Annotated in this window: 1 protein-coding gene (only partly in view); it reads right to left on the bottom strand. The window is 75.3% G+C overall.

Annotated features, from left to right (window positions below; genetic code table 11):
- Nucleotides 1–15,585, bottom strand: the 5' portion of a protein-coding gene (locus tag ACIODU_RS15460) for an amino acid adenylation domain-containing protein (protein ID WP_401767820.1). It extends 48 nt beyond the left edge of the window; the window shows 15,585 of its 15,633 coding nt (coding positions 1–15,585); the start codon lies at nt 15,583–15,585; its stop codon lies beyond the left edge, outside the window.

The following is a 15,585-nucleotide window of genomic DNA, read 5'->3' as shown; positions in this document are numbered from 1 at the left end:
ACCGGCGAATCGGAGGTCAAGAATCGAGACCACCGGCCCGGGATCGCCATCCCGGCCGGGGCTGTTCGGGCCGGGGCTGTTCGGGCCGCCGGCATACTGGGGCGGCCCGCCCTCACCCGGGCCGTCTTGGAGCGGCCCGCCCTCTCGTGGTCCCTCCGGCTCGCGCTCCAGCCAGTACCGGCGCCTCTTGAACTCCGGTTCGGGCAGGGGCCGGCGGGTCGGGCGATACCGTGCCCGGCGTCCCGCGTCGAGTTCGCCGACGATCGCGTGGGCGTTGGTGCCGCCGAGTCCGAAGGCGCTGACCCCGGCGATCCGGCGGACCCCGGCCGGCCAGGAGGAGAGCGCGGTGTTCACGCGGAACGGTGACGTGCTGAGATCGAAGCGCGGGTTGGGACGGTCGCAGCCGATGGTCGGCGGGATCGCCGCGTGCTCCACGGCCAGCAGTGCCTTGATCAGTCCGGCGATCCCAGCCGCGCTGAGCAGGTGGCCCAGGTTGGACTTCACGCTGCCGATCGCGCAGCGGCCGGTCCCGTCCGCCGCGTCCGTCGCGTCCGCCGAGCCCGTACCGTCCGTACCGTCCTGGAACGCGTCGGTCAGGGCCCGGAGTTCGATCGGGTCGCCGATCAGGGTGGCGGTGCCGTGCGCCTCGATCATGCCGATGTCGGCGGGCCGCACTCCGGCGTCGGCGAGCGCCCTGCGGACCACGGTCGCCTGGGCCTTGGGGTTGGGCGTCGTCAGACCCATCGTCCTGCCGTCGTTGTTGACCGCCACCGCGTGGATGACGGCGTGGACGCTGTCGCCGTCGCGGAGCGCCGCGCCGAGCCGTTTCAGCAGCAGCACGCCACAGCCCTCGCCGGGTACGAACCCGTCCGCCCGCTCGTCGAAGGTCCGGCAGCGGCCCGCCGGGGAGAGCGCCTTCGCGGCGCTGAACTCCAGATACGGCTCTTCGTCGAGGAGCACTTCCACCGCACCGGCCAGGGCCAGTTCGGACTCCCCCGCCAGCAGGCTGCGGCAGGCGAGCTGGACGGCGACCAGTGCGGAGGAGCAGGCGCTGTCGACCACCATGGCGGGACCGTGCAGGTCGTACTGGTGGGCGACCCGGGCCGCGATGAAGTTCTGGTCCCCGCCGAGCCCCGTCGTACCGCCGGCCCCGGCCCGGTGCCGGTATCCCGACATCCGGGCGCCCGCGAAGACCCCGACGGAGCGCCCGGCCAGTTCCTCGTCCCGGTAGCCCGCGTCCCGTACGGCGCCCTCCGCGCCCTCCAGGAAGAGCCGTACCGCCGGGTCGAGGCCGGTGGCCTCCTCCTCGCTCATGCCGAAGTAGTCGGCGTCGAAGTCCTCGATCCCGTCGAGGAAGCCTCCCCACCGGCTGATGCTATGGCCGGGTTCGTACGTGGGACGGTAGAGGCGTGCGGTGTCCCAGCGGCCGGGCGGCACTTCGGTGACGGCGTCGGCCCCGGAGGCCAGTTGCTCCCAGAACGCGGCGATTCCGGCGGCGCCGGGGAACCGGCAGGCCATGCCGACGACGGCGATCGCGAACTCGCCTGCGGCGGGCGCGGGTCCGGGCGGTCCGGTGGGTCCGTCCGGTCCGTCTGGTCCACCAGGTCCGCCGCTTCCGTACGGTCCACCGGGTCCGTCGAGTCCGTCCGGTCCGTCGGGGCCACCGGGTCCGGCGTCGGGGCCGTCCGATCCACCGGGGCCGTCGGTTGCGTCCGGTCCACCAGGACCACCGGGGCCACCGGATCCGCCGGGGCCGTCAGCTCCACCAGGCCCATCGGATCCGTCCCGCCCGGCCCGGCCCGTCGCCCCGTCCGCAGGTCCTTCCCCGAGCGCCGCACCCTGCCCGACCGCGGGTTCGGCGGGCATCGCCGGGAGCGTTCGCGCCAGATGGGCGGCGAGGGTCTGTGGTGTGTCGTGCTCCAGCAGCGCCGTCGGTTCCAGCGGCCGGCCGGTGCGCTGCTCGATCCGTACCACCAGTTCCGCCAACATGACGGACTCGACGCCGAGTTCGGTGAAGGACGCGGTCGGCTCTAGCTCCTCGCGCGGGACACCCGCCACCGCCTCGAACACCTCAGCCAGCCACCCCGGCACCGCGACCGGCCCGGCCGCCGCCAGCGGCGGAGTCGCCGCGGGCGAGGTCACCGAAGGCGGGATCGTCGCGACCACCCGTGGCGCGGGCAGCACGACCGGCGGGCCGTCCGACGTCATCGCCCAGTCGAGGACGGCGAGCCCGTCCGCCGTGGACAACAGCCCGATCCCGGCGTCCCGGCAGGAAACCCGGGCCGCCTCCCCGGCGGAGCCGGCCGCCCAGACCGGCCACTGCACGGCCCGGACCCGGACCCGGCCGAGCCGCGCCAGGTGGCCCGCGACGAAGTCCGCTCCGGTGTTGGCCGCCGCGTAGTCGCTCATCCCGGCCGCCAGTCGTGGCAGGGCCGAGGAGACCGACGAGAAGAGGACGAAGAAGTCCGGCCGGTCGGCGCCGCACAGTTCGGCGAGGGTCTCCAGCCCGTCCGTCTTCGGCTCGAACACCTCCCGTATGTCCTCGGACCGCTTGTGGACGAAGGCCCCCGGGCCCCGTGAACCGAGCCCCGCGCAGTGCACCACTCCGCCGACCGGCCCCAGGACGGTACGGACCTCCGCGAGGAACGCCGACAGCCGGGCCCGGCCGGAGAGCGCCCCCGTGAACACCCTCACCCGGGCGCCGGCCCCTTCCAGGTCGCGGATCGTGGCCACCGCCTCGGCGGTCTCGGCGGACAGGCCGGGGTCGTCCCACCGTTCGCGTACGGGCAGCTCGCGCAGGCAGGTCAGGGCGAGCCGCCGGGCCCCCCGGGCCACGAGATGGCGGGCAACCCCGGAGCCGAGGCCGCGCGTGCCGCCGGTCACCAGGTACGCGCGCGCCGGGTCGGCCAGGAACGGCGCCGTGGTCGCCCCGGCAACCTCCGTCCACCGAGGGAGCAGCCGCCGCCCGTCCCGGTGGCAGACCTCGACGGGCGGCTCGGCGGCCCGCCACTCGGCGGCGATCGCCTCGGGGAGGAGCAGATCGCTGTCCAGGTGGGTGGCCAGGACCCTCGGGTACTCCGCGCCGAGCATGCGGACGAACCCCGCGACGCGGGAGCCGGCGAGCGACGGCCTGGTGCCGGGCAGGTCCTGGAGCCCCTGGGTCACGTGGAGCACGCGCGCTTCCCCCCGGTGACGGCGGATCAGCTCCTGGAGGATCACGATCCGGGCCGTCCATGGGCCGGGCCCGCCGTCCGGCCGGCCTACGTCGGTGAGGTCCAACAGGCCGGTGAGGCCGGGCAGTCCCTTGAGGATGCGGCGGACGGAGGCATCGTCGTGGAAGGCCGGTACGCCGCGACCAGTGCCCGGGCGCTCGCCGTCGCCCTGGCCGTTGCCCTCGCCCTCGCCGAGCAGCACGCAGTCGGTCTGTGGCGCGAGCAGCGCCATGGTTCGCCGCGCGAGGGCCTCACTGCCCGGCCCCGCGAGTACGGCCACCGTCCCGCGAGACACCGCTCCGGCGTCAACCGCCGACGGGGCCGCCTCCCAGCGACGCGCACGCAGCGGTACGCCGAGCGCGCGGCGAAGTGCCTGCGGCAGCTCGGGCACGGCGTTCGGCGCGGCGAACGGTGCGGCCCCGGCGACCGCCCCAGGTACGGACCCGGTGACCGCTACCCGTACCGGCTCGGAAGCCGCGACCGGCACAACTCCGATAACCGCCTCAGGCACGGACCCGGTGCCCGCAAGCGGTACGGGCCCGGTGCCCGCGGCCCCTACAGGCCCCGCGGTCTCCGCCCGCACGGTTCCAGTAGCCGCGGCCGTCACCGGTCCGGTAAGCGCCGCCCGGGCGGACTCGGCAACCTCCGCCGGTACGGACCTCGCGGCTGCCGCCCCTACCTGCTCGGCAGCTGCCACCGGCAGGGACCCGGCAGCCTCCGTCCGGACGGACCCGGCAGAGGCGACCGCCTCCGGTCCGCTGACCGCCACCCTTAGGGGGTCGGCACCAGCAACCGGCGCAGTTCCGGAAGCCCCTGCGTGCACAGACCCGGTAACCGCGACCGGTACGGACCTGGTGACCGCCGCCCGTTCGGCTCCGGTAGACGCGACCGCCGCCCGTAGGGGGTCGGCGCCAGCGACCAGCGCGGTCCCGGAAATCCCTGCGGGCACCGACCCGCTGACCCCGACCGACGCGGGCCCGGCGGCATCCGTCCGGACGGACCCGGCGGCCGCGACCGCCTCTGGTCCGCTGACCGCTGCCCGTACGGAGTCGGCAGCCACGACCGGCGCAGTTCCGGAAACCCCTGCGGGCACGGACCCGCTGGCCGCGACCGGCGCGGGCCCGGCAGCCTCCGCCCGGACGGACCCGGTGGCCGCGACCGCCTCCGGTCCGGTGACCGCAGCCCGGACGGGCTCGGCGCCAGCGACCGGCGCGGTCCCGGAAACCCCTGCGGGCACCGACCCGCTGACCCCGACCGCCTCCGGTCCGGTGACCGCCACCCGTACCGGGTCGGCAGCCACGACCGACGCAGTTCCGGAAACCCCTGCGGGCACAGACCCGCTGACCCCGACCGGCAGGGGCCCGGCAGCATCCGTCCGGACGGCCCCGACAGCCGCGACCGCCGCCGGTCCGCTGACCGCCGCCCGTAGGGGGTCGGCACCAGCGAGCGACACAGTTCCGGAAGCCCCTGCGGGCACAGATCCGGTAACCACGACCGGTGCGGACTCGCTGACCGCGACTGCCTCCGGTCCGGTGGCCGCCGCCCGTACCTGGTCGGCGGCCACGACCGGCACAGTCCCGAAAACCCCTGCGGGCACAGACCCGCTGACCCCGACCGGCGCGGGCCCGGCAGCCTTCGCCCGGATGGACTCGGTGGCCGCGGCCGCCTCCAGTCCGGTGATCGGCGCCCGTACGGGCTCGGCAGCCCCCACCTGTACAGACCCGGTACCCCCGACCGGCACGGACACAGTGGCCGCCGCCCGTGCAGGCCCGGTGGCCGCGGCCGCCTCCAGTCCGGTGACCGGCGCCCGTACGGGCTCGGCAGCCCCCACCTGCACGGGCCCGGTGCCCCCGACCGGCACTGACCCGGTGGCCGCCCGTGCGGGCCCGGCAGCCCCGACCGGCACGGACCCGGTGGCCGGCGCCCGTACGGACCCGGTGGCCGCAACCTCCGCTGTTCCGCTCGTCGCCACGAGCCCACCGGGCTGCCGTACGTCCCGCGGCGTGTTCTCCGGGGGCGATTTCGGGAGCCAGCAGTGGCGGCGCGCGAAGGGGTACGTGGGCATCGGGACGATCCGGCGCGCAGCCGCGCCCGGGAGGGCCTGCCAGTCCCAGCGCGTTCCTGTGACCCAACGGCGAGCTAGTTCCTCGAGTTCAAGACCGGCCGGGTCGACACGCTCCACGGGCAGGCCGGAGCCGGACGGCCCCGTCACCCGTCCGCGCAGCTCGGCCGTGCCCCGGCTGGCCGCGAACGCGGCGAGGCGGTCGGCCAGTTCGGGCACGGAGGAGACCACCAGGGCGAGGCGCTCCCGCAGTTCCTCGCGGCCGACCCGGCTGGTGTGCGCGACGTCCGCGAGGACTGCCTCGTCCGGTACGCCTCCAGGCCCGGCCTCCCGCAGGTGTGCGGCCAGGCGGCCCGCGAGGGTGGTCAGGGCCTCCTCCGTACGGCCCGACAGCGCCACCAGGTGCGGTCCCGCCGCCGCGTGGTCCGGGACGTATGGGGGCCGCGGGTACTCCTCCACCACCAGGTGCGCGTTCGAACCGCCGGCGCCGAACGAGCTGATCCCCGCCCGGCGCGGTCCCCCGGCCGGCCGGGGCCACTCGGCGACCGCCCGCTGCACCCGGAAGGGCGAAGCCGCCCAGTCGATCGCCGGGTTGAGCTCTTCGGCGTGCAGCGAGGGGACCAGCAGTCCGTACCGCATCTGGAGCAGCACCTTCGTCAGCCCGGCGATGCCGGCCGCCGCCTCCGTGTGCCCGAGGTTGGACTTGACCGTCCCGATCGCCACCGATCCCGGTGCCAGCGCGCCGAACGCCTGCCCCAGGCCCGCGATCTCCACCGGGTCGCCGAGCGCCGTGCCGGTGCCGTGCGCCTCGACGTACCCCACCGTCCCCGCGGGCACTCCGGAGCGTGCGAGCGCCTCGGTCACCACCCGGCCCTGCGCGGCCGGATCGGGAACGGTGTAACCGTTGGTGCGGCCGCCGTGGTTGACGGCCGTGCCCTTGATGACGCCGTGGATCCGGTCGCCGTCCGCGACGGCCCGGGCCAGGGGCTTGAGCAGCACCGCCCCGACCGCCTCGGCCGGTACGAAGCCGTCGCCGCCGGCGCCGAAGCCCCGGCAGCGGTGGTCGGAGGACGTCATGCGCATCGCGCGCTGCTGCACGTACTTGTTCGGGTGCAGCGAGAGGTTGACCCCGGCGGCCAGGGCCACCGCGCACTCCCCGTCGCGCAGGCTGCGCACGGCGAGGTGGATCGCGGTCAGCGAGGAGGAGCACATGGTGTCGACGGTCAGGCTGGGGCCGTGGGCGTCCAGGAAGTACGAGACGCGGTTGGCGATCCCCGCCGGTGTGGAGCCGCCCGCGACGGGCGTACCGGTGAGCGTGCGCTCGACGCCGAAGTACGGGTATTCGTTGTGCATCGAGCCGACGAAGACGCCGACCCGGGAGCCGTGGGTACGGAGCAGCCGGTCCCTGGGGTGGCCCGCGTCCTCCAGGGTCTCCCACACCACCTCCAGCAACAGCCGTTCCTGGGGGTCCATCAGGTCGGCGTCGTGCGGGGTGATGCCGAACAGCAGCGGGTCGAAGTCGGCCACCGCGTCCAGGAATCCGCCGTGCATCAGCTCCTCGCCCGGCCGGCCGGTGCGCCGTTCGGCGGGCAGTTCGGTCACCAGGTCCGTACCGCCGAGCAGGTGTTCCCAGAGCGCCTGGGGGGTGGGCGAGCCCGGGTAGCGACCGGCGAGGCCGATCACGGCGATGTCGTCGCCGACTCGTTCGCTCGCTCCTTCGCCTGCCCCCTCGGTCGCTCTCTCGCTCATCCTCTCGCCCGCCCGGTCATCGGCCCGTTCGGCGACCGTGGCGCCCTGTGCCGACCGCACGACTGCGCCCGTGCCCGTGGTGGCATGGGCGGCGACGCTCCTGGCGACCCCGGCCAGATCGCGCTGTTCGAAGAACACCGTGGCCGAGGTGACCCCGAACTCCTCGCGCAGGTCCGCGTTGAGCCGCGCCACCAGGAAGGAGGTGAGGCCGTACCGCTCCAGTGGCGTGTGCGGGTCGATGCCGTCCTCCGGCAGGCCCGACGCCCGCGCGTAGAGCTGCACCAACCGCCGCTCGATCCGGGCGGCGTCCGCCCCGGACAGAGCGGGCGCGGGCTCCGGACGCGCCCGGCCGGCCGGGAAGGTGCCGGTGGGCAGCGGCACCCGGCGGGCCGGTACGGCCCAGAACGTACGCCAGTCCACGTCCTCCCCGGCCAGCCAGGCCGCGCCGGGCCCGGTCGCGGGGGCCGCCGGGTGACGGCCCGCCAGATGGTCCGCGAGCGCGGCCCGCAGGGCGGGCAGGCCCCCGGAGCAGTCGAGGACGAGCCGGTGCGCGTGGTGGGTGCGTCCGGTCTGGAGGGTGTACGCCAGATCGGCGGGGGCGGGGGCGGGCGCGGCGGACCGCAGGTGGTCGGCCAGCCTCTCCGCCGTACTCCGCAGATCGTCCTCGTCCCGGCCGGAGAGCACCGCGAGGAGCGGGCCGTACGGGGCGCCGTCACCGGGGGCGAGTTCCTCTGCCGTCGCCGAGCGGATCACCGCGTGGGCGAGCGAACCGGTCGCCCCCGCCGCGTTGACCAGGGCGCGCAGCGGGGCGGTCCCGTCCGGCGAGCGCCAGGACACGGCGCGGTCCGCGAGCCGGACGGGGAGGGTGTCCCAGTCGACCAGCCGGCTGAGCCGGGCGGCGGTCGGTGTCGGCGCGATGCTGCGGTGGCGCAGCTGGAGCAGGGTCTTGGTGACCTGGGCCAGTCCGGAGGCGGCTTCCAGGTGTCCGATGGCGGATTTGACCGTACCGAGCAGGACGGGCTCCCCCGCCCGGGCGTGAAAGAGCCTCCCCAGCGCCTCCGCCTCGGCGGCGTCGGCGAACGAGGCCCCGGTGGCGGCGCATTCGACGTACGAGACATCGTCGACGGTGACTCCTGCCCGGTCCAGGGTGCGGGCCATCGCGTCCCGGAAGGCGGTCACGTCCGGGGCTCCGAAGCGGCCGGAGCCGCCGGCGAAGTCGATCCAGGTCCCCTCGACCACTCCGTGCATGTGGTCTCCGTCGCGGCGCGCGTCCTGGACGCGGCGCAGCAGGAGCGCGCCCACGCCCTCGCCGGGGGACCAGCCGCTCGCGTCGTCGTCGAAGGCGCCCGCGACGCCGGCGGGGGCGACGAGTCCGAGGCCTTCCAGCAGGGCCGTGTGGTACGGGTGGGCGATCAGGTTCGCCGCACCCACCACCGCGGCGTCGCAGTCGCCCCGGTGCAGGGCTTCGAGGGCGAGGTGCAGGGCCGTGAGCGAGGACGAGCAGGAGGTGTTGACGGCGACGCTGGGGCCGCGGAAGCCGAAGAGGTGCGAGATACGGTTGGGGATGTCCGAGGCGATGGCCGAGACCTCGGCCCGGCCGGTGCGCTCCCAGTCGGCGGCGCCGACGTGCTGGTGGTCGTTCCACATCGTGGCCACGTAGACGCCGACCCGTGGGGCGGCCCGGCGCAGGGACTCCGCGGTGTGCCCGGCGTCCTCCAGGCATTGCCGTACCGCGTGCAGCAGTTGGCGCAGTTGCGGATCGAGGGTGGCGGCCTCGGCGGGCGACAGGCGGAACAGTCCGCTGTCGAAGCCGTCGATGTCGGCGAGGTACCCACCGGGTACGGCACCGACCTCGGCGGCCCGGTCCGGGCTCGGGGCGGCGATGGAACGCCGGCCGTCCGCGAGGTGGCGCCAGAACTGGTCGGGCGTCTCCGAGTCCGGGTAGCGACCGGCGAGTCCGATGACGGCGGCGGGGGTGACGGTGGCCTTCCGGCCGGATGCGGGGACGCGGGCCGGAACGGGCTCGGCGGGGTTGGCGGGGTCTGCGGGTTCGGCGGGGTCTGCGGCGCGGTCGGTGAGGGGGCCGCCGAGGAACGACTGGAGGAATCGCTGGCCCTCGTCCAGGCGCAGTTGACCGCGGATCGCGTCGAAGGCGACGCTCCCGATGGGGCAGAGGCCCACTCCGGTGTCCTGCTGGGCCTCCATCAGGAGCTGCCCCATGTAGCCGGCCTCCAGCAGCAGGAAACGCTCGGCGTCCTTGCCGTACAGCGGTTCGATGCCCTGGGGCTGGCTGATCAGGTACAGCTCGAACGCCGACTGGTCGAACAACGGCCGGTTGTAGAAGAAGTGCGCGGTCCTGTCGATGGCCGGGTCCGGGTTGATCAGGCGGAGCGCGTGCACGGCGGGGTCGTAGTAGTAGGCGCCACCGGGCAGCGACTCGACGGCGCCGGCGCGTACGACGAGGTAGGTGTGGACGGCGTAGGTGTCGCCGGCCGAGGGGTAGCCGCGACGCTCGCGGCCGTCGCTGTCGCTCGCCCGCAGCCGGGCGAGCAGGGCGCAGAGGTCCGCGTACGGCAGTGGCCCCGGGGCGAACTCCCGGCTGCTGGACCGGGCGAGGTGCGGGGGGCCGCCGACGGGGACGCCGGAGTCCGCGAGCCGCAGAACGGGTTCGTCCGGGGAGGCCGGACGGAGATTCCACGCACCCTTCTTGAACGCGTCGCGCTCCTCGGCCGAGAGGACGTCCACGAACGGAGGGGCTGCGGGTCGGCCGACGACCGGGGCCATGGCGGGCGCGACGGGTACGGACTCCACGCCCCCAGGGACCGGGCCGCCGGGCGCGGGACTTGGGCCCGCGCCAGGGGTGAGCGTCGGGGCGACCCCGGGCGCCGAGGCCCGGGCAGAGCCGACGGCGGGCACCGGGGCAGGGCTTGGCGTGGTGGGTACGGAGGCCGGGACGGACGCGGGCGCGGCGGCAGGCGCCTCCGCCGTCACCAGGACAGAACTGGTGGCGGCGGCCTCCAGGACGGGACGTGCCGCAGGCACGGAGGCCGGGACGGACGCGGACGTGGCAGCGGACGCTGCGGCCGGAGCAGAGTCGGCAGCAACCACTGAGGCCAGGGCGGACGCGGGCGCGGGAGCGGACGCCGTCGCTGGGACAGAGCTAGCGGCAGGCACCGGTACGGGACTTGGCGCAGGTGTGGGGGCCGGGGCGGACGCAGACGTGGCAGCGGGTGCCGTGGTCGAAGCAGAGTTGGCAGCGGGAGCCGGGGCAGGGCTCGGAGGAGGCACGGTGGCGGGGACGGACGCGGACGTGGCAGCGGGCGCCGCAACCGGAGCAGACTCGGCAGTCGGAGCCGCGCCGGGACTTGGCGCAGGCACGGAAGCCAGCGCGGACACGGGCGCGGTGGCCGGGGCAGAGTTGGCAGCGGGAGCCGGGCTGGGGCTCGGAGCAGGCATGGAAGCCGGAGCGGACACGGACGCGGCAGCGGGCGCCGTGGTCGGGGCGGGATTCGCGTCAGGTGTGGAAGCCGGGACGGGCAACCCTGCGCCAGCGGGCGTCGGGACCGAGGCCGTGGCGAACGCGGGGGCCAGTCGTGTGGCGATTCCCGTGACCGTCGGCGCGTCCAGTAGGGCGTCGACCGGGATCCGGAATCCGTGTCGTTGTCGGAGCGCCCGGGAGATCCGCACCATCGTGAAGGAAGTCGCCCCCTGGTCCCAGAGGTCCTGGTCCGGGTCGACCGGGCGGCCGTCGAGCAGCCCCGAGACCAGGTCGGCGATCTCCCCGGCCAGCCGGGCGGCGTGCGCGGTGTCCGGCCCCGCCGCCGGATCCCCGGCCGTTTCCGGTACGGGAGCGGGCACCCGTACAGCACCCGACGTCGGCACAAGTACGGCAACCGGTACAGCAGCGGGTGTGTCGACGTCAGCCGTAACCGGGGCAGGAGCGAGCCCGGGAGGGACCGCGGGCGGTCCGGCGGGAGCGACCCCGGGAAGGCCGGCGGAAGCGGCCCCACGAGGACCGGCGGGAGCCACCCCCGGAAGGCCGGCGGAAGCGGCCCCACGAGGACCGGCGGGAGCCACCCCCGGAAGGCCGGCGGACGCCGCCCCCCGCAGCGGCCACGGCAGCGCGTCCCGGTCCAGTTTGCCGTTCGGCGTTGCCGGGAGGGTGTCCAGGAAGACCAGGTAGTTGGGGACCATGTAGTCCGGGAGGGCGCGCGCCGCGTACTCCCGTAACTCGGACACCGAGGGCGGCACGCCGTGGGACAGCAGGTAACCGACCACCTTGTGGTCCCCGGAGTCGTGCGGCCGCACCAGCACCACGGCCTCCCTGACGCCGGGGTGGCCCCGCAGCCGGTGCTCGATCTCGCCCAGCTCCACCCGGTGTCCCCGGATCTTGACCTGGGTGTCGGCCCGGCCGAGGAAGGTCATCACCCCGTCGGGGCCGAACGCCGCACGGTCACCCGTGCGGTACATCCGCTGCCCGCCGCCCGGTACGAACGGATCGGCCACGAAGCGCTCGCCGGTGAGTTCGGGCCGGTTGTGGTAGCCGAGCGCCAGGCAATCCCCGCCGATCATGAGGTCGCCCTCGATCCCGACCGCACAGGGCTCCAGGTTCTCGTCCAGGATGTAGTAGCGCGCGTTGTCGATCGGCCGGCCGTACGGAACGCTCCGCCACGCCGGGTCGACCTCGCCCACCCGGTGGTAGTTGGACCAGACCGTCGCCTCGGTGGCGCCGCCCAGGCTGACGAGTTCGGCGGAGCGGAACACCGCCCGCAGCTCGTCGGGCAGCGACAGCGGTGTGTAGTCCCCGCTGAGGAAGACCAGACGCAGATCATCCGTGCCGGCGGTGCGGTCGCCGGCCGGTGCCGGCAGCAGCGGCATCATCTGTGCGAGCGTGGTGGGCGCCGAGTTCCAGAAGGTGATCGGCCGCTCCAGCAGCAGGTCGAGCAGCAGCCCCGGGTCCTTCTGCTGGGCCTCGTCGGCGACGTACAGGGCGGCGCCCCGGCCGAGGAGGCCGAAGACGTCGAACACGGAGAGGTCGAAGGCGAGCGAGGTGACCATCAGCCCCAGGTCGCCCGGGCCGAAGTCGAAGGTGCGCCAGCACCAGTGCAGGAGGTTGCGCACCGAGCGGTGGGCGACGGCGACGCCCTTGGGCCGGCCGGTGCTGCCCGAGGTGAAGATGACGTACGCGGTGCTGTCCGCGTGCGCGGTCGTCAGGGGCGCGACGTCGGCGGGGACGACGGCCGAGCGGTCGGCCTCGACCACCCGGACCCCGTCCGGGACGGGGAGCGGCCCGGTGTCGGTGGTGGTGAGCAGCAGGACGGCACCGGCGTCGGCGAGCATCCCGGCGGCGCGTTCGGCGGGGGTGGTGGGCTCGATCGGCAGGTAGGCGGCACCGGCCTTCAGGACGCCCAGGACGGCCGCGATCAGCGCCGGGCCGCGCCGGGCGCGGATGGCCACGACCTGGCCGGTGTCGATGCCAAGCGCGCGCAGGCGGTACGCGATGCCGTTGGCCCAGCCGTCGAGTTCGCGGTAGCTGACGGTCCCTCCGGCGTGCAGGACAGCGGCGGCATCGGGGGTCCGTCGGGCGTGGTCCTCGAAGAACCGGTGGACGGGGCGCTCGTCGGGGACGGGTTCCGCGGTGTCGTTCCAGGTGTGGAGCACCCGTTCCCGCTCGCCCGGGGTCAGCGCCGCCGGCTCCTGAGAAGCGGAGACCGCGGCCGGGGCCGCCGCCGTGAAGGTCTCGGCGAGCCCGCCCAACAGGCGCTCGTACACGGCGAACATCGCCTCCAGGGCGCCGGGGGCGAAGTCGGCGGGCACGGTGTCCCAGTGGTAGTGCAGTTCGTCGCCCTCCTCGACGCAGATGCTGTCCAGGGAGACGCCGGGGGTGCAGGTCATCCACCGCCCGTTCCGCACGCCCGACGGGGGTGCCTGCGCGGTGAGTTCGAGCAGGCCGGTGTGCACGACGGGGAAGGCGAGACCGGTGCCGGCCCGCTCGCGCATGACCACGCGGCGCAGTTCGGCGAGCCCGTCCGCGCCCGCGCCCCGGGTGTCGTCCTGGTCCATGCGGTGCTGGTGGGCGGCGGCGCGTTCGGCGAGCGACCGTGCGGCGGGACCGTGGTCGAGCCAGCTGAGCCGGGTGTGCTCCCCCGGGCGCCGGTGCTCGTCGTCCCGGTGCCAGCGGGCGGCCACCACGGTGAAGTCGCCGTCCACGCACGTCGACAGGGCTTCGGTGAGGACGGCGAGGAGGGCCGCGTCGGGCGTCAGGCCACGTCTCTCGACGGCCGCCCGGGTACGCCGCCATCCGGTCAGGACGCCGGAGCGGCGGGTACGGTGCCGGTCGGCGCCGCCCGCGAGGGCGGGCCCCCCGGGGAGGCCGGTGAAGCGTTCCCGCCAGTACGCGACGGCGGAGGGGTCGGGCGGGCCGGGGAGTTCGACGGCGAGTGCGGCCCCGGGGGCGGGCAGAGCCGGCGGCCGGTGGGCCGGAGAGCCGTACCCGGCCACCAGTTCGCGCAGCAGCAGGTGGAGGCTGCGGCCGTCGACCACGGCGAGGTCGAGGGCGCAGTGCAGGGTCGCCCGGCCGGACGCCGCGCGGGTCACCCGGAGGTCGAATTGCGGCCAGCGGCCGAGCGGGAAGGCCGTCCCCGCCATGCGGTCGCGGAACGCGTCCTCGACCACGTCACCGGGCGTGCCGGACGCTTCGGCGGCCGCGAGGTCGACGACCGGGATCCGGCGGCGCGGGCCGGCCGTCCGCCGTACGCGCAGCTCGCCGTCGTACGACAGGTGGGCGCGCAGCACGTCGTACCGCTCGGTCATGGCGTGCCAGGTGTCCTCCAGGCGGCCGATGTCGAGGTGGTCGAGGGCGAAGGAGTGGTAGACCTGGCAGCCGTCCCAGGGCTCGGCGCCCTGCGAACGGGCGACGTAGTAGGCCTGTTGGAGCTGGTTGAGCGGCCTGGTCTCCTCGTCGGGCGCGGACACGAGGTCGCGCAGGGTGTTGCCGAGCGCGGTGAAGAGGGTGTCGGCGGCGCCCGGCGCGAGCAGGGTGTCGGCCACGTCCCAGCGGTAGTGCAGCGCCCCGTCCACCTCCCACATCTGGTGGTCGAGCGCGATGCCCGCGGTGCGGCTGGTGGCGTGCGCCAGGTGGTCGGTGAGACCGCCCGTGCGGCCCGTACCGGTGTCCAGGAGGCTGGTGAAGACCACCGGCAGGGCGACCGGGGGCGCCGATCTGTCCCGGGAGCGCAGTTCCCGCAGGATCTCCACCCCGGACACTCCGGTGTGGGAGAGGCCGGCCCAGAGCCGGTCGTGCAGCGTGCGGGCGGCGTCGCCGAAGGACCGGTCGGTGAGCGGCGGGACGGCCAGCAGCGCGGTGGAGGTGAAGGGGCCGACCAGGTGCTCGGTGCCGGCGGGCAGCCGTACCCGGTCGGAGGTGGTCAGCACCAGCGTGAACGGCTCGCCGGGCGCGTCGGCGGCCAGCACCTCGGCGAAGGCGGTGAGGACCAGCGCCGTGGGCGACACCTCCAGGGCGGCCGCGCGGTCCTTGAGGGCGTTCCACTGCGCCGGGGTCAGGGCGGCGCCGAGGGAGCGGCGCGGGTGGCCGCCGGGGCGTGCCTCCGGCCGTGTCCGGGCCGCCGCCGGGCCGGGCGCCGGGCGGCCGAGCAGGTCGCACCAGTGGTCCAGGTCCTCGCGGTGGGCGGGGGTGGAGCGCCGCGCGTGCAGCGAGAGGACGGCGTCGCGCAGCGGGACGGCCGAGGCCGGCAGCGGGTCGTCGGGCCGCTCGTGGGCGAGCCACCAGTGGTCGAGGAGGACGTCCAGTCCGTGACCGTCCGTCAGCATGGCGTCGATGTCCAGGTGGACGACGCCGGTGCCGTCCGGCCCCAGGGACATCTCGACGGTGTACGGCGGCCACCCGGCGGCGTGGAGCGGCGCCGGGTCCGTCAGCCGCTCGCGGACGTCCCGTACGTGCCGGGCGAAGTCGTCGGGTCCCGCTCCTGAGAGGTCGTGTACGGGCAGGTCATGTGCGGGGAGGTCGTGTACGGGCAGGTCGGCTGGCGCCCCCGAGGCGATCCGCTGGCGGCCGTCGTCATCGATCAGGACCCGCAGGATGTCGTGGTGCGCGACCACGCGCCGCCAGGCCGCCGTGAGCCGTACCGGGTCGAGTGCGGGCAGTGCGAACTCGCGGTAGATGCGGCAACCCACCGGGTCCGCGCCGAGGTCGGGGTCCCGGCCCACCAGGTAGGCCTGTTGCACAGGTGTGAGCGGGAACGGCTCCCCGCCGGGATCCGGCCCGGACGGCGCCGACGGGCTGTCCGGAAGGCCGGTGCCGGAGGGCGGCGGGGCCGACTCGGCGACCTTGTCGATGAGTTGACGCGTGGTGGCCCCGGCCCCCAGCCAGTCGACGGGGATCCTGACCCCGTGGGCGGCCTCGATCCCGAGCACCAGACGGGTCGCCGCCAGCGAGGCGAGCCCGTACTCGCGCAGGGGTGTGTCCAGGTCCGGCTCCGCGCCTCCCGACCTGACCTCGCCGACGAGGCGGACGACCGAGCGGGCGAGGTCGTCGTGGTTCAT

It is taken from the genome of Streptomyces sp. NPDC088261 (genome assembly GCF_044740805.1).
Lineage (GTDB): Bacteria > Actinomycetota > Actinomycetes > Streptomycetales > Streptomycetaceae > Streptomyces.
Note: the sequence above shows the minus strand (reverse complement) of the source record. Positions and strands in the feature narration are given on the sequence as shown.